Source organism: Pantoea sp. NGS-ED-1003 (genome assembly GCF_000738765.1).
Taxonomy (GTDB): Bacteria; Pseudomonadota; Gammaproteobacteria; order Enterobacterales; family Enterobacteriaceae; genus Pantoea; species Pantoea septica.
The window spans coordinates 55,540-74,444 of sequence record NZ_JPQA01000008.1 but is presented as its reverse complement, the minus strand read 5'-3'; the positions used below and the strand labels follow the sequence as shown (position 1 = coordinate 74,444).

Sequence of the window (18,905 nt, the reverse complement as noted above, 5' to 3'; positions counted from 1 at the left end):
CGACAGGGACAAAAACGCCGGGAGCGTTTTTGAACAACGCAACGCGTTGGCCCGTTTAAGGGCGCCCCTCAGGGATGAGGGGCGTATATGCGCGGGCCGAGCTGGCAGGGATGCCGCTTCTTGCGTCTTTGCGATTGGGCCATCTCACCCGCGTTAGCACATTCCAAAATAAAAAGGCCGACAGCGATGTCGGCCTTTTTTGCTACTTACGGCAGGGCTTAAAACAGCTCGTGGCTCTCGCCGTTATCCATAATGGTGGTGCCGACGTCATGCACCGAGTATTCCGTCGGCTGCGTGCCGTTGATGAAATACTCCTGGCGCGTATTGCCGCCGCCGTTGGCCAGCTTGCCGGTGCTGCGGTCGATAGTCACCGTGACGATGCCGTCCGGCGGCGTCAGCGGCTGCTCCGGCACGCCGTCCAGCGCGCTCTTCATATAGTCATCCCACGCCGGCTGCGCGCTTTTCGCGCCGCCTTCATAACCGGAAATCTGGTCTGGAATCGCGCCCGACAGCGTGCTGCGGCCTAACGCGCGGCGCGCGTCGTCAAAGCCGATCCACACCGAGGTCACTACGCCAGGACCGTAACCGGAGAACCAGGCGTCCTTCGAACTGTTGGTGGTGCCGGTTTTACCGCCGATATCGTTGCGCTTCAGATCGCGTGATGCGCGCCAGCCGGTGCCCATCCAGCCCGGTTCGCCAAAGATATTGGAGTTGAGCGCGCTTTTGATCAGGAACGACAGCGGCGTGTTGATCACATGCGGCGCATACTGCTGACCATCCGGCTGCGGCTGAGCGGGAACCTGCTCCAGCGCCGGCTGCGGCGCCGGCTGGTTCTGGTTCTGATCGGAGGTCGCGACGTTTTCTACGCTCTCCTCGTTCAGCGCCAGCGCCTTGCGGGTTTCGCCATAGATCACCGGCAGATTGCACTGCGGGCAGGCGATGCGCGGTTTCGCTTCGAAAATAACGCCGCCTTGCTCGTTCTCGATCTTGCTGATGAAGTACGGGTCGACCAGGAAGCCGCCGTTCGCCATCACCGAGTAGCCGCGCGCTACCTGCATCGGCGTAAACGACGCTGCGCCGAGCGCCAGCGATTCGGTATGCACGATATTCTGCGCCGGGAAGCCGAAGCGCTGCAGATATTCCGCCGCGTAATCGACGCCCATGGCACGCATGGCGCGCACCATCACCACGTTTTTCGACTGACCTAATCCCTGACGCAGACGAATAGGACCGTCATAGGTAGGCGGCGAGTTTTTCGGCCGCCAGTCGGCGCCCGCGCCCGCATCCCAGCGCGAAATCGGCACGTCGTTCAGGATAGAGGCGAGCGTCAGGCCGCGATCCATCGCCGCGGTATAGAGGAACGGCTTAATATTGGAGCCGACCTGACGCAGCGCCTGGGTGGCGCGGTTGAACATGCTCTGATTAAAGTCGAAGCCGCCGACCAGCGCGCGCACCGCGCCGGTTTGCGGATCGAGCGACACCAGCGCGGAGTTGACGTCCGGCACCTGCGCCAGCCACCAGCTGTTATCGACTTTACGCACCCAAATCTGCTGGCCCGTCTGCACCACCTGCGTCACGCTTCTCGGCGTGGGTCCTTGCACGGTATCCGACTTGAACGCGCGCGCCCAGCGCACGCCGGCGAGGCCCAGCGAGACGCTGGTGCCATCTTTCAGCATCGCGGTCGCCTCGTCGCTGCTGGCCTGGGTTACAACGGCAGGCAACAGGGGTCCGTAAACCGGCAGCGGCTTCAGCGCTTTCAGGATCTGCTCCTGGCTCCAGGCGGGCTCGCCCACTTTCCACAGCACGCTGGTCGGTCCGCGGTAGCCGTGACGCATGTCGTAGGCCAGCACGTTATTGCGCACCGCCTCCTGCGCCGCCTGCTGGAGACGACGCGTCACGGTGGTATAGACCTTGTAGCCGTCGTTATAGGCGCCGTCGCCGTAGCGCTTCACCATCTCCTGGCGCGCCATTTCGCTCAGATAGGGCGACGAGAAGGCGATTTCCGGGCCGTGGTAGCTCGCTTCCAGCGGCGCGCTGCGCGCTTCGTCATACTGCTGCTGGGTGATGTAGCCCTGATCCAGCATGCGCGACAGCACCACATTGCGACGCGCCAGCGCGCGGCTGTGGGAGTAGAGCGGGTTAAAGGTAGAGGGCGCTTTGGGCAGGCCGGCAATCATCGCCATTTCGCTCAGCGAAAGCTGGTCTACCGGCTTGCCGAAGTAAACCTGCGCGGCGGCGCCGACGCCGTAGGCGCGATAGCCGAGATAGATCTTGTTCAGATAGAGCTCAAGGATCTCATCTTTATTCAGCAGCTGCTCAATGCGAATGGCGAGGAACGCCTCCTTGATTTTGCGCATCAGCGTGCGCTCAGGGCTCAGGAAGAAGTTACGCGCCAGCTGCTGCGTGATGGTGCTCGCGCCCTGCGAAGCATGGCCGGACATCAGCGCGATGCTGGCGGCGCGGAAAATGCCCACCGGATCGACGCCGTGATGCTCGTAGAAACGGCTGTCTTCCGTGGCGATAAAAGCTTTGATCAGCTCTGGCGGCATCTGCTGCAGCGTCAGCGGAATACGGCGCTTCTCGCCGTACTGGGCGATCAGTTCGCCATCCGCGCTGTACACCTGCATGGGCGTCTGCAGGCGCACATCTTTCAGCGTGTTAACGTCGGGCAGCTGCGGCTCTATATATTTGTACAAACCATAAATCGAGCCAGCTCCCAGCAAGATGCAACACACTGCAAGGATTAATAAATACTTTACGAACTTCACCTGGAGTTTCCCATCTGTTGTCGTTTGAGCAGTTTATAAACAACCGCGCGGTAGTATAAAGGCAAGCCAGACGCTTTGATATGTCCTTTTACCCCTGTAGATAAGGAGATCGCGCGCATGGCTTTTCAGACATGGCAAGTCGGACTGGATATTCAGAATACGCAGCTCTGCGCTCTCGCTATACAGCGCCGGCGCGGCGGCTGGCAGCTGTGCCGCTGGTGGCAGCAAGGGCTGCCGCAAGATACGTTAAGAAACGGCGTGCTGCAATCTTCGCCTGAATTGCAGGCGGCGCTGCGCATGCTGCGAGAGCAGCTGCCGCAGCGCTATTCCCTGCGCGTCGGACTCCCTGCGCAGCTGGTGCTGCAGCGGCCGCTGGCGCTGCCGAGCCAGCGTCTGCAGGAGCCTGCGCTGGGGCGTTACGTGACGGCGGCAGCGCAGCGGCTCTTTCCGGTCGAGCCGGAAGCGCTGACGCTGGACTACCGCGCCAGCGAAGCGGGCCGCCAGCTTTACGTTACCGCCGCCCGGCAAGAGGTCATCGCCCAGTGGCTGACGCCGCTGCGGCAGAGCGCGCTGCGGCCGGCGGTTTTCGAGCTCACGACCCATGCGCTGGCGCTCACGGCGCGCGCCGCAGGGCTGGATGACGACGCCGCGCTGCTGATCGGTTACGACGCGCAGTGGCTCTGGTACAGCCGCGCCAGCGAGAGCGTGGTCGGCAGCGCCAGCATAGAGACCGCGCCCGAGGAGGTGAGGCAGCGCTGTTTCCCGCAGGCCAGCGCGCTGTTCGGCTGCGCGCCGTCGCCCGATCTGCTGCCTGACGCCTTCTTCTCTTTTTCGCCGTTCAGCCTGTTCGCTTATCGCCAGCCGCCGCTGCCCCAGCAGGAAGCGGCGTTTTGCATCGCCGCCGGACTGGCGCTGCGCCCTGAGGATAGCTGATGATCGCGGTGAATATGCTGCCGTGGCGGCACGCGCGTCTGCGCCAGCAGCAGCGCGCCGTGCTCGGGCTGACGGCGACGCTGCTGCTGGCGCTGGTGCTGACGGCGGCCCTGGCGCTATGGCGTCTTGACCGCGTCAGCCAGCATCTGCTCAGCGCCCAGAGCGAGGCGCGCCACGCGCTGACGGCGATCGCTCAGCGGATTAGCCAGCGGCGCGAACTGCAGCAGCAGCTGGCGGCGCAGCAGGCATCGTGGCGGCGCGCGCGGCGTCACGCCGACGATCCAATGCGCTGGCACCGATTCTGGCAGGCGCTGCCGGCGCTTTTGCCGCAGCGGGTCTGGCTGGAGCGCGTAGAGAAGATGCCGACGCAGCTGCGTATCGAGGGACGCGCGCAGGAGATGCGGGCGATAGGCGAACTGCGGCGCCGTCTCGACGAGGCAGCGCTCTTCGCCGCGGTGCGGCAGGGCAACGTCGAGCGGCAGCCGGACGGCGTTTATCGCTTTACGCTGCGCGCGCATCTTGAGGAGAGCGCGGATGAATAGCGCGCTGGAGTGGTGGCTGCATCTGCCGCTGCGCCGACAGATCGGCATAGTAGCCGCGTGTTTCGCTGCGGCGACGCTGGCGCTCTGGCTGCTGCTTTTGCGGCCGCAGCAGTTAGCGCAAAAGGCACTGCGCGCTGATATCGCCCGGCTTGAGCAGAAGTATCAGCAGCAGATGGCGCAGCTCAATGCGCTGCCTGACGAGACATTGCTGCACGCGCAGCTGGCCGATAGCGCGCGCCAGTCTGAGGCGTCGTCCCGTGCCGCGCCGCTCGACGCCGTTCTGACGGCGCGCGGCAGTCAGCTGCAGGCGTGGCAGCCCGAAACAGAGCCGCGCGCCCTGACGCTGCTGCTGGCGTGGGAGCAGTTTCTGCCGCTGTTCGCCGAGCTGGCGCGCACCACCGCGCCCTTTCCGACGCGCTTTCTGCTGGAGGCGCGGCAGGGGAAGGTGCAGGCGAAACTCTGGCTGGAGAGCGATGATGCGCGCTAAATGGCTGCTTGTCTGGCTGACGGCGGCCACGCTTTACGCCGCGCCGCGCGATCCGTTTCAGCCGCCGCCGGAGAGCCGATGCGAGCCGCCAGCCGCGCTAACCGGCTGGCGGCTGCAGGGCGTGCTGGGACGTGCGCCGCGCCTGCGCGCCTGGTTGACGTCGCCTCAGGGGGGCGTCGTTAAAATCGCAGCGGCGGATCGCCTTCCGCTGCCGGGCTGGCGACTGGGCGCTATGACGCCTCGCAGCCTGACGCTCACCGCAGGCAGCGGCTGTGCGCCGCAATTCGTCACTCTTTCTCTCAAAGGAAGCGCCTATGTTCAGGATGACCCTTTTACTGCTGACGAGTCTTTGGCTCGCGCCCGTCTAGGCCACTGACGATCCCAGCGATGGTGAACACGGCCAGCGGCTCAGCCTCAACTTCGACGACGCGCCGGTCGAGCGCATTCTGCAGGCGCTGGCGGATTATCAGCACGTGAACCTGTTAATCGCGCCAGGCGTAGAGGGCAGGCTGTCGCTGCGTCTCGACGACGTGCCCTGGCGGCAGGCGCTGTCGCTGGTGACGCGGCTGGCTGAGCTTACCGTCGTGGAAGAAGAGAACGTGCTGCTGGTTTATCCCGACAGCTGGCGCCAGCTAAAAGAGCAGCAGGCGCAGGCGGTCAGCGCGCAGCAGGAGCCGCTGGCGCTGCGCGCCGTCACGCTGCGCTACGCCAGCGCGACAGAGGTCTACCGCAGCTTTCAGGGCGAGCGGCAGGCGCTGATGACCCCGCGCGGCAGCGTAACCCTCGACGCGCGCGCTAACGCGCTGCTGCTGCGCGATACGCCGACGGCGCTCAGCGATGCCGAACGCTGGCTGCGGGCGCTTGATGTGCCGCTCGAACAGGTAGAGCTGGCGGCGCATATCGTCACCATCAGCGAGGAGAGGCTGCGAGAGCTCGGCGTGAGCTGGAACCTGCCGGCCGGCGCGGAGGCGGTGACCGATGCGCTGCGCAACCCCCGGCTGGCGATTCCGCTGGCGGCGAGTTCGCCGGGCATCACCGCAGGCGTGACGCTGGCGCGGGTCGGCGGTCGGCTGCTCGATCTGGAGCTCAGCGCGCTGGAGCAGGAAAACCAGGTCGAGATTATCGCCAGCCCGCGTCTCTTCACCTCGCATCAGCAGAAGGCGATGATCAAGCAGGGCAGCGAGATACCCTACGAAGTGTCGGCGGGCAATAGCGGCGCGACCACTATCGAATTTAAAGAGGCGGTGCTGGGCATGGAGGTCACGCCCAACGTGCTGGGCAACGGACGCATCCAGCTGAAAATCCGCATCAGCCAGAACGTGCCGGGCCGCGCGGTGCAGAGCGGCGACGGCAGCGTCCTCTCCATTGATAAGCAGGAGATTGAAACCCAGGTCACGCTGAAAGATGGCGAAACGCTGGCGCTGGGCGGCATTTTTCAGCAGCAGCGCAGCCAGGGCGAAAGTCGCGTGCCGGTGCTGGGCCATATTCCGCTGCTGGGATCGCTGTTTCGCCATCAGACCGCGGAAAATAAAAAACGCGAGCTGGTCATCTTCATTACGCCGCGATTGGTCAGGGAAGCAGCGCTTACCGCCGGATAAACCGGAAAATGCGCTCCCCAGTGCCAACTGCGTTGACGCAGGACAGGAATTAGCTTACAAGGTTTAGCGATTTTTAGAACGCTGTAACCGTCCCGACGGCGCGTATCCGTCAGGGTCAGATATCTCTTCTGTAGGCGGCGCGTAAAAAGCGCAGCGCTAATGCGCATCGTTTCGCATATCGCACACCGGCCCCGCAAGGGGAATGCCGGAGGGCGATTTATTCGGTTGCCAAACGCCCTTGAGTGTTGAGATAATTTTTCGTCTGACTCTTGCTAACGCTCATGAGGTCTCAGTTCCTGTCCCGCCAGCGATATCGCTGAACGCGGGGTATCATCAACGAATTCTTAGTAATACCGACAAAATGGCAGAGAAACGCAATATCTTTCTGGTTGGGCCGATGGGTGCCGGCAAAAGCACTATTGGTCGTCAGTTAGCTCAGCAACTCAATATGGAATTTTTCGATTCCGATCAGGAAATTGAGCGACGTACCGGAGCGGATGTGGGCTGGGTATTTGACGTCGAGGGCGAAGCTGGATTTCGTGACCGCGAAGAAAAAATCATTAACGAGCTGACCGAAAAGCAGGGCATTGTCCTGGCGACCGGCGGCGGTTCCGTCAAATCTCGGGAAACACGCAATCGTCTCTCCGCCCGTGGTGTCGTGGTGTATCTTGAAACCACCATCGAGAAACAGCTGGCACGCACGCAACGCGATAAAAAGCGTCCGCTGCTGCAGGTTGATTCGCCGCCGCGTGAAGTGCTTGAAGCGCTGGCGGGCGAGCGCAACCCGCTCTATGAAGAGATCGCGGATGTCACCATTCGTACTGACGATCAAAGTGCGAAAGTGGTGGCCAACCAGATTATCCACATGTTGGAAAAAAACTGATCTAACGCCGCAAGGCTCAGTAACAGGTATCGAGCATCATGGAGAAGATCACCGTCTCACTGGGAGAGCGTAGCTATCCCATCACCATTGCCGCCGGACTGTTCAAGGATCCGGCTTCTTTTTGGCCGCTGAAAGCGGGCGATAATGCAATGCTGGTCACCAACCAGACGCTGGAGCCGCTCTATCTTGATAAGCTCTCGGCGCTGCTGACGGCCGCAGGCGTCAAAGTGGACCAGGTGATTCTACCCGACGGCGAGCAGTACAAAACGCTGGCCGTGATGGATGACGTCTTTACCGCGTTGTTACAAAAGCCGCACGGCCGCGACACCACGCTTATCGCGCTGGGCGGCGGCGTGATCGGCGATCTTACCGGCTTTGCGGCCGCCAGCTATCAGCGCGGCGTGCGCTTTATTCAGGTGCCCACCACGCTGCTGTCGCAGGTCGATTCTTCGGTCGGCGGCAAAACGGCCGTTAACCATCCGTTAGGCAAAAACATGATCGGCGCCTTTTACCAGCCTGCCTCGGTGGTGATCGATACCGACTGTCTGCGCACGCTGCCGCCGCGCGAGCTCGCTTCAGGCCTGGCGGAAGTGATCAAATACGGCATTATTCTGGACGGCGAGTTCTTTAGCTGGCTGGAGCAAAATCTCGATGCGCTGCTGGCGCTGGATGAACAGGCGACCGCCTGGTGCATTCGCCGCTGCTGCGAGCTTAAGGCGGACGTGGTGGCGGCCGACGAACATGAACACGGCCAGCGCGCGCTGCTGAATCTGGGCCATACCTTCGGCCACGCTATTGAAGCGCATATGGGCTACGGCAACTGGCTGCACGGCGAAGCCGTCGCGGCGGGCATGGTCATGGCGGCGCGCACGGCGCAGCGTCTCGGCCAGTTCAGCGAGGCCGATACGCAGCGGATTATCGCGCTGCTGCAGCGCGCGGGTCTGCCCGTGCACGGCCCGGAAAGCATGAAGGCGGAAGCCTATCTGCCGCATATGCTGCGCGACAAAAAGGTGCTGGCAGGCGAGCTGCGGCTGGTGCTGCCGCTGGCGTTAGGCCGCTCCGAAGTGCGTGGCGGCGTGGCGCATGATATGGTGCTGGCTGCGATTAACGACTGTCAAAAACCCTGAATATAAGCAGTTAAGTGGTGACGCGGCGCGCGGGGTGCGCATGGCCGAATGCCGCTTTACGGAGGAGGCAAAATGGATGAGTTTAAACCGGAAGACGAGTTAAAACCTGATGCCAGCGACCGCCGTCCCTCGCGCCCGCGTAAGACGGCTTCCGCCCCTAAAGTGCCGGTTTCGCGCCAGCATATGATGATGGGCATCGGCATTCTGGTGCTGCTGCTGTTGGTGCTCGGCATTGGATCGGCGCTGAAAGGCCCGGACGAGAGCAAACCGGCGGCAGGCAAAGACGCGGCTAACGCGCCGGCATCCAGCGGCAGCGGCGGCGAAAAGAGCATCGATCTTTCCGGCTCGACGCCGATGAGCGGCGGCCAGACGGCGCCGACGGAAGGCGCGGCCGCAAACAGCGCGCCGGCCGACGGCACCACGCCGCGCGACGTCTCTATGCCGCCGGTCTCCTCTACGCCGACTCAGGCGGCGCCGGTTGAAGCGCCCGCCAGCCAGCAGCGCGTTACCCTGCCTGGCGATCTCAACAGCGCGCTGAGCAATCAGCAGCAGCAGGTCGATAGCGCCGCACAGGGCGGCAGTTCGCTGCCGACCGCGCCTGCAACCGTCAGCGGCAACGCTGGCAACGGCAGCATTAGCGCGCCTGCGGCGACGCGTCCGACCACGCAGCGTCCCGCTGCGCAGACGCATGCGTCACGCGAACCGGCACATAAATCTTCGACCGCCAGCCGTCCGGCAGCCAGCGAAAGCCGCACCCATACCACGCCGGCGCGTCCTGCTCTTAACGGCGCGACAGGCGGCAGCAGCACGGCAGCCAGCAGCGCGACCGGCAACGGCGCGGCAGCGAAATCGGTGCCAGGCGGCAACTACACGCTGCAGCTGAGCGGCGCTTCGCGCGCAGAGAGCCTGAACGCCTGGGCGAAGAAACAGAATCTCAGCGGCTATCATGTCTATAAAACCACCCGCAACGGCCAGCCGTGGTACGTGCTGGTGAGCGGCTCTTACGCCACCTCGGCGGATGCCCGACGCGCCGTGGCCTCGCTGCCCGCGGAAGTTCGCGCGCAGAATCCCTGGGTGAAGCCCGTAAGTCAGGTTAAGAAAGAAGCCAGCCAGTAAACTATGTGGGGCCGGTTAAGCCGGCCCCGTTGATAAGCGCCGTTCTGCTGTCGGTCCGCCACAGCTCCACAATAAGATGTATAACCACGACAGCATGAAGAAAAATCGCGCTTTCCTGAAATGGGCAGGAGGCAAATATCCCCTGATGGAGGATATCCGTCGCCATCTGCCGCAAGGCGACTGCCTGATTGAGCCTTTTGTCGGCGCGGGGTCGGTGTTTCTCAACACCGACTATGAGCGCTACCATCTGGCGGATATCAACAGCGACCTGATCAATCTCTACAACATCGTTAAGCACCGCAGCGCGGCATTTATCGAGGATGCGCGTCGACTTTTCTCGCCGGAAGGCAATACGTCGGAATGCTACTACCAGCGCCGCATCGCCTTTAACGCCAGCCGCGACGCCTACGAGCGCGCGCTGCTGTTTCTCTATCTTAACCGTCACGGCTACAACGGCTTGTGCCGCTACAATCTGCGCGGCGAGTTCAACGTGCCCTTCGGCCGCTACCGCAAACCCTACTTTCCAGAAGCGGAACTGCTGTGGTTCGCTGAGCGCGCGCAAAAGGCGACCTTTGTCTGTGAATCGTACGATGTTACCCTGACCAATGCGCAGGCGGGTTCAGTGGTCTATTGCGATCCGCCCTACGCGCCGCTGTCGGCGACGGCCAATTTTACGGCCTACCACACCAACAGCTTTAGTATGCGCGAGCAGCAGCATCTGGCGGAGCTGGCGTCGCGGCTGGCGCTCGAGAGCCGCATACCGGTTCTGATCTCTAATCACGACACCGCTCTGACGCGTCTCTGGTATCAGGATGCAGTATTACATGTGGTGAAAGCGCGGCGTTCTATCAGCCGAAGCATAACGGGTCGCACACAGGTCGACGAACTGCTGGCACTTTACTGCTAGTCTGTTTCGTCCGCGACCAGGCATTACGTCAGCCGCAAGGCTGGCGCACAACATTGGGAGAATCGGATGAAACAATATTTGCTGGCCCCTTCAATCCTCTCGGCGGACTTTGCCCGCCTGGGTGAAGATACCGCAAAAGCGTTAGCCGCCGGCGGCGACGTGGTGCATTTCGACGTGATGGACAATCACTACGTTCCCAATCTGACGATGGGGCCGATGGTGCTGAAAGCGCTGCGCGACTACGGCATTACCGCGCCGATTGACGTGCATCTGATGGTTAAGCCGGTCGATGCGCTGATCCCGGACTTCGCCAAAGCAGGCGCCAGCTATATCACTTTTCATCCCGAAGCGAGCGAACACGTCGACCGTACGCTGCAGCTGATCAAAGAGCACGGCTGCAAAGCGGGCCTGGTGTTTAATCCGGCGACGCCGCTGAGCTATCTCGATTATGTGATGGATAAGCTTGACGTGATCCTGATTATGTCGGTCAATCCAGGCTTCGGCGGCCAGTCCTTTATTCCCGGCACGCTGGATAAACTGCGCGAAGCGCGCAGACGCATCGATCACGGCGGCTACAACATTCGTCTGGAAGTGGACGGCGGCGTCAAAATCGATAACATCGCGCAGATCGCCGCCGCCGGTGCCGATATGTTCGTCGCCGGTTCGGCGATTTTCGGCCATCCCGACTACAAGAAAGTGATTGATGAAATGCGTCACGAACTGGAGAAGGTTAATGGCTCATTTCACTGATATTCGCGCGCTGGCGTTCGACCTCGACGGAACGCTGGTGCACAGCGCACCCGGCCTGTCGCAGGCGATCGACCTGGCGCTGGCGGACTTGCAGCTGCCGCCGGCGGGCGTTGAGCGCGCCTCAACCTGGATCGGCAACGGCGCGGACGTAATGATGTCGCGCGCGCTGACCTGGGCGCTGGGCCGCGAGCCGCAGCCCGACGAGCAGCGCGACGCGCGCGCCCTGTTCGACAAACACTACGCCGCGACGGTAGACGCGGGCAGCACGCTGTTTCCGCAGGTGAAAGAGACGCTGCTGGCGCTGCATGCCAAAGGGCTGCCGCTGGCGATCGTCACCAATAAGCCGACGCCGTTCGTCGCACCGCTGCTGGAGTCGCTCGGCATCGCCGGGGCGTTTACGCTGATCATCGGCGGCGATGACGTCATCGTAAAAAAACCGCATCCGGCCGCGATTTTTCTGGTGCTGGGCCGCTTCGGCGTGCTGCCGAATCAACTGCTGTTCGTCGGCGATTCACGCAACGATATTCAGGCGGCGCAGGCCGCTGGCGTGCCGAACGTCGCCATGACCTATGGCTACAACTACGGCGAGCCGATCGCCGACAGCAAGCCTGACCTGACCCTCGACTCTTTTGATGAACTTTTGCCCCTTCTCGGGCTGCACTAATCAGGACACAAGTATGAGCAAACCCATTGTTTTCAGCGGCGCACAGCCGTCCGGCGAACTTACCATTGGCAACTATATGGGTGCGCTGCGTCAGTGGGTGCAGATGCAGGACGATTTCCACTGCATTTACTGCATCGTCGATCTGCACGCTATCACCGTTCGTCAGGATCCGGCGGCGCTGCGCAAGGCGACGCTGGATACGCTGGCGCTCTATCTCGCCTGCGGCATCGATCCCAGCAAGAGCACCATCTTTGTGCAGTCGCACGTGCCGGAACACGCTCAGCTGAGCTGGGTGCTGAACTGTTACGCCTATTTCGGCGAGCTGAGCCGCATGACGCAGTTCAAAGATAAGTCGGCGCGCTATGAAGAGAACATTAACGCGGGCCTGTTCGATTATCCGGTGCTGATGGCGGCGGATATTCTGCTCTACCAGACCAATCAGGTGCCGGTAGGCGAAGATCAGAAGCAGCACCTTGAGCTGAGCCGCGATATCGCGCAGCGCTTTAACGCGCTCTACGGCGATATTTTCCGCGTGCCTGAGCCGTTTATTCCGAAATCGGGCGCGCGCGTGATGTCGCTGCTGGAGCCGACGCGCAAGATGTCCAAATCGGACGATAACCGCAATAACGTTATCGGCCTGCTGGAAGATCCGAAATCGGTGGTGAAGAAGATCAAGCGCGCCGTGACCGACTCCGAAGAGCCGCCGGTAGTGCGTTACGACGTCAAAGAGAAAGCGGGCGTCTCGAACCTGCTGGATATCCTCTCTGGCGTTACCGGCAAAACCATCGCCGAGCTGGAAGCGGAGTTCGAAGGCAAGATGTATGGCCACCTGAAAGGGGCGGTGGCGGATGCGGTATCGGGCATGCTCACCGAACTGCAGGAGCGCTATAACCGCTATCGCAACGACGAAGCCTTCCTCGAGCAGGTGATGCGCGACGGCGCGCAGAAAGCGCGTGAGCGCGCGCAGGAGACGCTGAAGAAGGTATATGAAGCGATCGGCTTTGTCGCCGCGCCATAATTTGATTAAAAAGTAAAAGGCGGAAGCCATCCCGCTTTTTTCAGGCAGCAGTAAAGTTAGCAAGCGGGTGAGGTGGGCCGAAGAGCAAAGCGTCCTGCGCCAGGGATGGCGCAGGCCGAGCTGGCAAGGATGCCGTTTTTGCGTCTTTGCGATCGGACCACCTCATCCGCGTTGGCACCTTATTTCAGTCAACTCAAACGTTTTTTAAATTCGTTTCCGAGGCCAGCCTAAAACCAGCGCAGGCGATCGCGCAGCGACACCACGCTGCCGATAATAATCAGCGACGGGCTCTCTACCTGCTGCGCCAGCTCGCTGAGCCGATCCAGCGTGCCGGTCACCACGCGCTGCCGCGTGCTGGTGCCGTTCTCAATCAGCGCCGCCGGCATATCCCCGCGCATGCCGTGACGCATCAGCTGCTGCTGAATATGCGGCGCCTGCGACAACCCCATATAGAACACCAGCGTCTGCTGTTCGGCGGCCAGCTTCTCCCACTCCAGCGCATTCTTCTGCTGCAGATGGCCGGTGACCAGCCGCACGCTCTGGGCATGATCGCGATGCGTCAGTGGAATGCCGCTGTAGGCCGAGCAGCCCGACGCTGCCGTGACACCCGGCACCACGCTGAACGGAATATGATGCTCTGCCAGCGCCTCCAGCTCCTCGCCGCCGCGGCCAAAAATAAAGGGATCGCCGCCTTTTAGTCGCACGACGCGCCTGCCGCGCTGCGCCTGCTCCAGCAGCAGCTGATTAATCTGCTCCTGCGGCACGCAGTGGTGTCCGGCGCGCTTGCCGACGAAAATGCGCTCCGCGTCGCGGCGCACCAGATTAAGGATCTCCTCGGAGACCAGCCGGTCATAGACAATGACGTCCGCCTGCTGGATCTGCTGCAGCCCTTTCAGCGTCAGCAGCCCGGCGTCGCCCGGCCCGGCGCCTACCAGCGTCACCTCGCCCTGAGCGGGCCGCGCGTCGCTGAACAGCTCGTCGACCAGCTGCTCCGCGCGCGCGCCGTCGCCGTTGGCCAACGTCTGCGCCAGCCGATCGCTGGTGAAAAAGCGCTCCCAGAAAAAGCGTCGCTGCGCCATCGAGGCGAAACGCTGTTTAACGCGCGCGCGTAGCGTGCCTGCCAGCGACGCCAGCTGGCCGAGATGCTGTGGCAGCATCGCCTCGATTTTTTCGCGCAGCAGGCGGGCCAGCACCGGCGCGCGGCCGCCGGAAGAGACCGCGACCATCAGCGGCGAACGATCGATAATCGACGGCATAATGGCGCTGGCCTGCTCCGGCGCGTCCACCAGATTACAGAAGATACGGCGCGCTTCGGCGGCCTGCGCCACCTGCTGATTCACCGCATCGTCATCGGTGGCGGCGACCACCAGCCAGCACTTATCCAGCCAGGCGTCGTCGAACGCGCCCGAAATCAGCGCCAGCTCGCCGCGGTCGGCCCACTGCTGGAACGCAGGGGAAAAGTGCAGCGCGCCGACATGCAGATCGGCGCCGGCGGCCAGCAGCAGGCGCGCTTTGCGCTCGGCGACGTCGCCGCCGCCCACCAGCAAACAGCGTTTGCCCTGCAGGCGACAAAAAAGGGGAAAGTAGTCCATGGCGCATCCTGAAAGCGAGAAGAGGGGGCAGACCGCCGACGCGCGGGGCGTCGGCGGCGTAGCATAGCATCAGGGCGAGGAGGAGATCAGGCGCAAACCTCGACCTTGCCCGCGTTGACGCGAACGGGATAAGCGGCGACAGAGCGCGACGCATCCTCCATACAGCAGCCGTCGCTGAGGCGAAAACGCTGTTTCTTTAGCGGGCTGGCCACCCAGAGGCAGCCTTCATGCTCGGCGATAATGCCGCGCGACAGCACGCTGGCCTGGGCGAAAGGATCGATATTGCTGATGGCGAACAGCTCGCTATCGTCGCGCGGCCGGAAAATGGCGATCTGCTGGTTATTCACCAGCGCGCATACGCCGGTAGCGGGCAGGATTTGCTGCAGATCGCAGACGGGCGTCCACTGGCTCATACTTCGCTCTCCTCAATCAGGGTGACGGCGATGCGCTCTTCCGGCCGCGCCGGACGATGCTGACTGCGTTCAGCCACCATCTGCACGTTGGGGTCGCGCAGCGGCGCGTTGATGAAGTGGGCGAAGCGCGCCTGCTGCGTGGGATCGTCCACCGCCTCTTTCCACTCGCAGCGCACGCGGGCGCTCAGTTCGCTTAGCTCCGCCTCCAGCTTACTGTTGATGCCCAGCTTGTCGTCGACGATCACGCTGCGCAGGTAGTCGATGCCGCCTTCCAGACTCTCCAGCCACAGCGAGGTGCGCTGCAGCCGATCGCCGGTGCGGATGTAGAACATCATAAAGCGGTCAAGGTAGGCGATCAGCGTATCGCTATCGAGGTCGGCCGCCAGCAGATCGGCGTGGCGCGGCTTCATGCCGCCGTTGCCGCAGACGTAGAGGTTCCAGCCTTTTTCCGTGGCGATGATGCCGACGTCTTTGCCCTGTGCCTCGGCGCATTCGCGCGTGCAGCCCGAGACGCCGAACTTCATTTTGTGCGGCGTGCGGATGCCTTTGTAGCGATTCTCCAGCGCGATGCCGAAGCCGAGGCTGTCGCCGACGCCGTAGCGGCACCAGGCGCTGCCGACGCAGGTTTTCGCCATGCGCAGCGCTTTGGCATAGGCCTGGCCGGTTTCAAAGCCCGCGGCGATAAGCTGCGACCAGATAGCGGGCAGATCGTCTTTCTGCGCGCCGAACAGGCCGATGCGCTGCGAGCCGGTGATTTTGGTGTAGAGATTGTAGCGTTCGGCGACCTCGCCAATTACCTTCAGACCCTGCGGCGTGATTTCGCCGCCGGGCGAGCGCGGGATCACGGAGTAAGTGCCGTCTTTCTGGATATTGCCGAGGAAGAGATCGTTGCTGTCCTGCAGCGGCGTATGCTGCGGCGCCAGCACGAAGTCGTTCCAGCACGACGCCAGCAGCGACGCCACCGTGGGTTTGCAGACTTCGCAGCCGTAGCCGGTGCCGTATTTCGCCAGCAGCGCGTCGAAGGTTTTAATTTCCTCGACGCGGATCAGGTGATAAAGCTCCTGACGCGAGTAGGGGAAGTGGGCGCAGAGATGATTGTTGACCTCGATGCCCTGACGGCTCAGCTCGGCGTTCAGCACCTGCGTCACCAGTGGAATGCAGCCGCCGCAGCCGGTGCCGGCGCGGGTTTCGCTCTTCAGCGCGGCGACGGTATGGCAGCCGCCCTGGACCGCTTTGATGATGTCGCCTTTGCTGACGTCGAAGCAGGAGCAGATCTGCGCGCTATCCGGCAGCGAATCGACCCCCATTACCGGCTTTTCGCCGCTGCCCGCAGGCAGGATCAGCCCTTCTGGATTTTCGGGCAGCGGAATGGCGTTGAGCACCAGCTGCAGCAGATTGCCGTAGTCGCTGGTATCACCGACCAGCACCGCGCCGAGCAGGGTTTTGCCATCTTCGCTGACGATCAGGCGTTTGTAGACCGAACGGCTCTCATCCAGCCAGACGTAGCTGCGCGCGCCCGGCGTACGGCCGCGCGCGTCGCCGATGCCGCCGACGTCCACGCCGAGCAGCTTGAGTTTGGCGCTCATGTCGGCGCCCTGGAAGGCGCTGTCGCGGCCGGTTAAGGCGTCGCTCGCCACCTGCGCCATTTTATAGCCGGGCGCCACCAGGCCGAAGACGCGGTCCTGCCAGGCGGCGCACTCGCCGATGGCGTAGATCGCCGGATCGCTGGTGCGGCAGCGGTCGTCCACGGCGATGCCGCCACGCTGGCCGAGCGCCAGACCGCACTGTTTCGCCAGCTTGTCCTGCGGACGAATGCCGGTGGAGAAGACAATAAAGTCCACATCGAGCGCGCTGCCGTCGGCGAACTCAAGCGTTTTGCCGCCCGCGGCGTGGTGCACGATCTGGCGGGTATTTTTGCTGGTGTGCACCAGCACGCCCATCTCTTCGATTTTACGACGCAGCTGCTCGCCGCCCTGGACGTCGAGCTGCTCCGCCATCAGCACCGGCGCGAACTCGATTACGTGGGTTTCCACCCCCAGGTTTTTCAGCGCGCCAGCGGCTTCCAGGCCGAGCAGGCCGCCGCCGATTACCGCGCCGCGTTTGCTGCGGCGCGCACAGGCTTCAATAGCGTTGAGATCTTCGATGGTGCGATAGACGAAGCAGTCGGCGCCTTCCGCGCCTTTGATCGGCGGAATCCAGGGGTAAGAGCCAGTGGCGAAAATCAGCGTGTCGTAGCTCACCGCGCGGCCGGTATTGGAGTGGATCAGCTTCTCTTCGCGGTTGATGGTGATGGCGCGCTCGCCCAGCAGCAGATTGACCTGATGTTTTTCATAGTAGCCTTCGCGAACCAGAGAGAGTTCTTCGGCGGTATGGTGAGAGAAGTAGGCGGAAAGGTGAACGCGGTCATAGGCGACGCGGGGCTCTTCACAGAAGACGGTTAATGCAAACTGGCCGGGTTCGGCTTTGTCGATCAGCTCCTCAATAAAGCGATGCCCAACCATGCCGTTACCGATAACGACGACATTGTGCTTGCTCATGCTTGCCTCAAAATTGCGGGAATTGAGGCTACAATAGCGCGCCGTTTTTAGCTCATATTGATATACATCAAGCGCCTTTCTGTATACCTATTTTGAGGTATATAGCTGTTTCTGAAGCACTTTTTGTAAGTTATTCGATTTACTGAAAAAAGAGCTGGATCACATTTCAGGGCGGGGAAAGAAGAGGGCGGCCTGCGCCGCCCTGTTTCATCAGTGCATCACGTGGCCGTGCTGGCGATGTCGGGTGACAAAGCCCAGCAGCACACACATCACGAACACCACGGCGTAGAGGCCGTTCGCCGTCAGCAGCGCGGCATGGACGCCGCCTTGCTTCACGATAGGGCTGGTCACGACGAAGGTCAGCATGGTGCCGACCGTGCCGCAGGTGAGAATAAAGTTCACCAGCTTCGGCGAGGAGACTTTGGTCTGCAGCGAGCCGAGCGTAATGATGGTGGTGTAGATGGCGCTCGAGCTGAAGCCCAGAATCATAATCACCCAGCGCAGCATGCTGGCGTCTGTGGTGCTGACGAACCAGTACATCAGCAGCGTCGCCAGACCGGCCAGCACCATCAGGATGCGTTGCAGATCGAAGAAGCGCAGCAGGAAGCTAAAGACCCACATGCCGACCATATAGGCGGTCCAGAAGTTGCCGACCAGCTGACCTGCGCTGGCGATATCCATGCCCATGGTTTTGGTGGCGTACTCCGGCACCCAGGAGATAAAGCCGAGCTGGCCGAGGATGTAGCAGAGTGCGGCCACGGCGAGAAACAGCACGCCGACGCCCCATTTCTCTTTCTCCACCGTCGGGCTGTTTTCCGGCTTGCGCAGCACCGGAAACTCGACGCACAGCGTCAGAACGAAAATGGCGACGTAGATAATCCCGATACAGACGTAGACCCAGTACCACGGCAGCGCGCGCGCCAGCAGGATACCGGCCAGCACGGGAAATAGCGTGCCGGCCATGCTGAAGAAGGAGTCGGTGAACAGCAGGCGCGAACCGCGCTGACGGCCTTCATACAGATGGGTAATCAGGAATGTGCCGATCGACATAGTGATGCCGCTGACGACGCCCAGCACAAACATGCAGAGCGAGAAGACAGAGAGATCGCGGCTGGTCATCAGGCCCAGCACTGCCAGCCCCATCAGAATAAAGCCGAAAATCAGCTGGCGCTTCAGCGGCACGATAACCATCAGCCAGGCGTTCAGGAACACCGAGACCAGAATGCCGGCGTTCAGGAAGGTAAAGGTATTTCCCATGCTCTCAATCGGCAGCTGGAAATCCTTCGCGATGTCGCCCATGACCATGCCGGTGACGATCACCAGCGCGCCGGTCAGCGCGTACGAGAAAAAGCTTATCCAGGTAAGCCCGATACGATTACGATTTGTCATGTTTTGAACCTGTGGAAAACAGAGAGGGCGGCGTAAAACTGTCAGAAAGTGTAAACGGAACTGTGATCTTAATAAATAAAGACTGAAAATCAGTTTTCATATTTCATTCATAATGTGATTTATATCACGAAAACGTTTGCGCAGGCGATTCTGCTGGCTTGAGCAACCCGTGCGTAAATAA

At 62.0% G+C, this 18,905-nt stretch carries 16 protein-coding genes and 1 pseudogene; 12 read left to right on the top strand and 5 right to left on the bottom strand.

Going from position 1 to position 18,905, the window contains the following annotated elements:
- Positions 1 to 218: 218 nt before the first annotated feature.
- Positions 219 to 2,768 carry a peptidoglycan glycosyltransferase/peptidoglycan DD-transpeptidase MrcA gene (gene mrcA, locus JS46_RS16405; protein WP_033753100.1) on the bottom strand — a complete coding sequence of 850 codons (2,550 nt, stop codon included), beginning with the start codon at positions 2,766 to 2,768 and terminating at the stop codon, positions 219 to 221.
- 117 nt (positions 2,769 to 2,885) lie between these two features.
- On the opposite strand from mrcA, the gene pilM reads away from it, so the two are divergent.
- From pilM to trpS, 12 genes and pseudogenes are all read left to right on the top strand, one after another.
- Positions 2,886 to 3,701, top strand: coding sequence for a pilus assembly protein PilM (gene pilM, locus JS46_RS16400; protein ID WP_033753097.1), 816 nt, complete (start codon positions 2,886 to 2,888; stop codon positions 3,699 to 3,701).
- On the top strand, positions 3,701 to 4,243 hold the full coding sequence (locus tag JS46_RS16395) for a PilN domain-containing protein (protein WP_033753095.1): 543 nt from the start codon (positions 3,701 to 3,703) through the stop codon (positions 4,241 to 4,243). Before pilM ends, JS46_RS16395 begins: the two co-directional genes overlap by 1 nt.
- Entirely contained in the window at positions 4,236 to 4,730 is a 495-nt protein-coding gene (locus JS46_RS16390) for a hypothetical protein (RefSeq protein WP_033753093.1), read from the top strand. Before JS46_RS16395 ends, JS46_RS16390 begins: the two co-directional genes overlap by 8 nt.
- Positions 4,717 to 5,106 carry a HofP DNA utilization family protein gene (locus tag JS46_RS16385; protein WP_081876071.1) on the top strand — a complete coding sequence of 130 codons (390 nt, stop codon included), beginning with the start codon at positions 4,717 to 4,719 and terminating at the stop codon, positions 5,104 to 5,106. The genes JS46_RS16390 and JS46_RS16385 overlap by 14 nt, the downstream gene beginning before the upstream one ends.
- 28 nt (positions 5,107 to 5,134) lie before the next feature.
- Positions 5,135 to 6,328, top strand: a pseudogene (gene hofQ / locus JS46_RS16380) (DNA uptake porin HofQ); the annotation flags it as partial.
- A 361-nt stretch (positions 6,329 to 6,689) separates the two neighbouring features.
- Positions 6,690 to 7,211, top strand: a complete 522-nt coding sequence (gene aroK, locus JS46_RS16375) for a shikimate kinase AroK (RefSeq protein WP_033753090.1) — start codon at positions 6,690 to 6,692, stop codon at positions 7,209 to 7,211.
- A gap of 38 nt (positions 7,212 to 7,249) precedes the next feature.
- Positions 7,250 to 8,338, top strand: coding sequence for a 3-dehydroquinate synthase (gene aroB / locus JS46_RS16370; RefSeq protein ID WP_033753088.1), 1,089 nt, complete (start codon positions 7,250 to 7,252; stop codon positions 8,336 to 8,338).
- 72 nt (positions 8,339 to 8,410) lie between these two features.
- Complete coding sequence (locus JS46_RS16365) at positions 8,411 to 9,454, top strand: SPOR domain-containing protein (RefSeq protein WP_033753086.1); 1,044 nt, start codon at positions 8,411 to 8,413, stop codon at positions 9,452 to 9,454.
- A gap of 94 nt (positions 9,455 to 9,548) precedes the next feature.
- Positions 9,549 to 10,361, top strand: coding sequence for an adenine-specific DNA-methyltransferase (dam, locus tag JS46_RS16360; RefSeq protein WP_033753524.1), 813 nt, complete (start codon positions 9,549 to 9,551; stop codon positions 10,359 to 10,361).
- A 66-nt stretch (positions 10,362 to 10,427) separates the two neighbouring features.
- Entirely contained in the window at positions 10,428 to 11,111 is a 684-nt protein-coding gene (gene rpe, locus JS46_RS16355) for a ribulose-phosphate 3-epimerase (RefSeq protein ID WP_033753082.1), read from the top strand.
- Positions 11,095 to 11,775, top strand: a complete 681-nt coding sequence (locus JS46_RS16350) for a phosphoglycolate phosphatase (RefSeq protein WP_033753079.1) — start codon at positions 11,095 to 11,097, stop codon at positions 11,773 to 11,775. The genes rpe and JS46_RS16350 overlap by 17 nt, the downstream gene beginning before the upstream one ends.
- 13 nt (positions 11,776 to 11,788) lie before the next feature.
- Complete coding sequence (gene trpS / locus JS46_RS16345) at positions 11,789 to 12,793, top strand: tryptophan--tRNA ligase (RefSeq protein ID WP_033753076.1); 1,005 nt, start codon at positions 11,789 to 11,791, stop codon at positions 12,791 to 12,793.
- Positions 12,794 to 13,020: 227 nt separating this feature from the next.
- On the opposite strand, the gene cysG is transcribed toward trpS, so the two are convergent.
- From cysG to tsgA, 4 genes are all read right to left on the bottom strand, one after another.
- Positions 13,021 to 14,385, bottom strand: a complete 1,365-nt coding sequence (cysG, locus tag JS46_RS16340; protein ID WP_033753073.1) for a siroheme synthase CysG — start codon at positions 14,383 to 14,385, stop codon at positions 13,021 to 13,023.
- 86 nt (positions 14,386 to 14,471) lie between these two features.
- Complete coding sequence (gene nirD / locus JS46_RS16335; RefSeq protein ID WP_033753071.1) at positions 14,472 to 14,798, bottom strand: nitrite reductase small subunit NirD; 327 nt, start codon at positions 14,796 to 14,798, stop codon at positions 14,472 to 14,474.
- Positions 14,795 to 17,335, bottom strand: coding sequence for a nitrite reductase large subunit NirB (gene nirB / locus JS46_RS16330; RefSeq protein WP_033753068.1), 2,541 nt, complete (start codon positions 17,333 to 17,335; stop codon positions 14,795 to 14,797). The genes nirD and nirB overlap by 4 nt, the downstream gene beginning before the upstream one ends.
- A 210-nt stretch (positions 17,336 to 17,545) precedes the next feature.
- A complete protein-coding gene (tsgA, locus tag JS46_RS16325; RefSeq protein WP_033753065.1) occupies positions 17,546 to 18,724 on the bottom strand; it encodes an MFS transporter TsgA in 1,179 nt (392 codons plus the stop codon).
- Between the last annotated feature and the right edge of the window lie 181 nt (positions 18,725 to 18,905).

Bases quoted from the DNA above. Each gene is read 5' to 3' on its own strand.
- pilM (WP_033753097.1), top strand. From the start codon at position 2,886: ATGGCTTTTCAGACATGGCAAGTCGGACTGGATATTCAGAATACGCAG.
- JS46_RS16395 (WP_033753095.1), top strand. From the start codon at position 3,701: ATGATCGCGGTGAATATGCTGCCGTGGCGGCACGCGCGTCTGCGCCAG.
- JS46_RS16390 (WP_033753093.1), top strand. From the start codon at position 4,236: ATGAATAGCGCGCTGGAGTGGTGGCTGCATCTGCCGCTGCGCCGACAG.
- JS46_RS16385 (WP_081876071.1), top strand. From the start codon at position 4,717: ATGATGCGCGCTAAATGGCTGCTTGTCTGGCTGACGGCGGCCACGCTT.
- aroK (WP_033753090.1), top strand. From the start codon at position 6,690: ATGGCAGAGAAACGCAATATCTTTCTGGTTGGGCCGATGGGTGCCGGC.
- aroB (WP_033753088.1), top strand. From the start codon at position 7,250: ATGGAGAAGATCACCGTCTCACTGGGAGAGCGTAGCTATCCCATCACC.
- JS46_RS16365 (WP_033753086.1), top strand. From the start codon at position 8,411: ATGGATGAGTTTAAACCGGAAGACGAGTTAAAACCTGATGCCAGCGAC.
- dam (WP_033753524.1), top strand. From the start codon at position 9,549: ATGAAGAAAAATCGCGCTTTCCTGAAATGGGCAGGAGGCAAATATCCC.
- rpe (WP_033753082.1), top strand. From the start codon at position 10,428: ATGAAACAATATTTGCTGGCCCCTTCAATCCTCTCGGCGGACTTTGCC.
- JS46_RS16350 (WP_033753079.1), top strand. From the start codon at position 11,095: ATGGCTCATTTCACTGATATTCGCGCGCTGGCGTTCGACCTCGACGGA.
- trpS (WP_033753076.1), top strand. From the start codon at position 11,789: ATGAGCAAACCCATTGTTTTCAGCGGCGCACAGCCGTCCGGCGAACTT.
- cysG (WP_033753073.1), bottom strand. From the start codon at position 14,385: ATGGACTACTTTCCCCTTTTTTGTCGCCTGCAGGGCAAACGCTGTTTG.
- nirD (WP_033753071.1), bottom strand. From the start codon at position 14,798: ATGAGCCAGTGGACGCCCGTCTGCGATCTGCAGCAAATCCTGCCCGCT.
- nirB (WP_033753068.1), bottom strand. From the start codon at position 17,335: ATGAGCAAGCACAATGTCGTCGTTATCGGTAACGGCATGGTTGGGCAT.
- tsgA (WP_033753065.1), bottom strand. From the start codon at position 18,724: ATGACAAATCGTAATCGTATCGGGCTTACCTGGATAAGCTTTTTCTCG.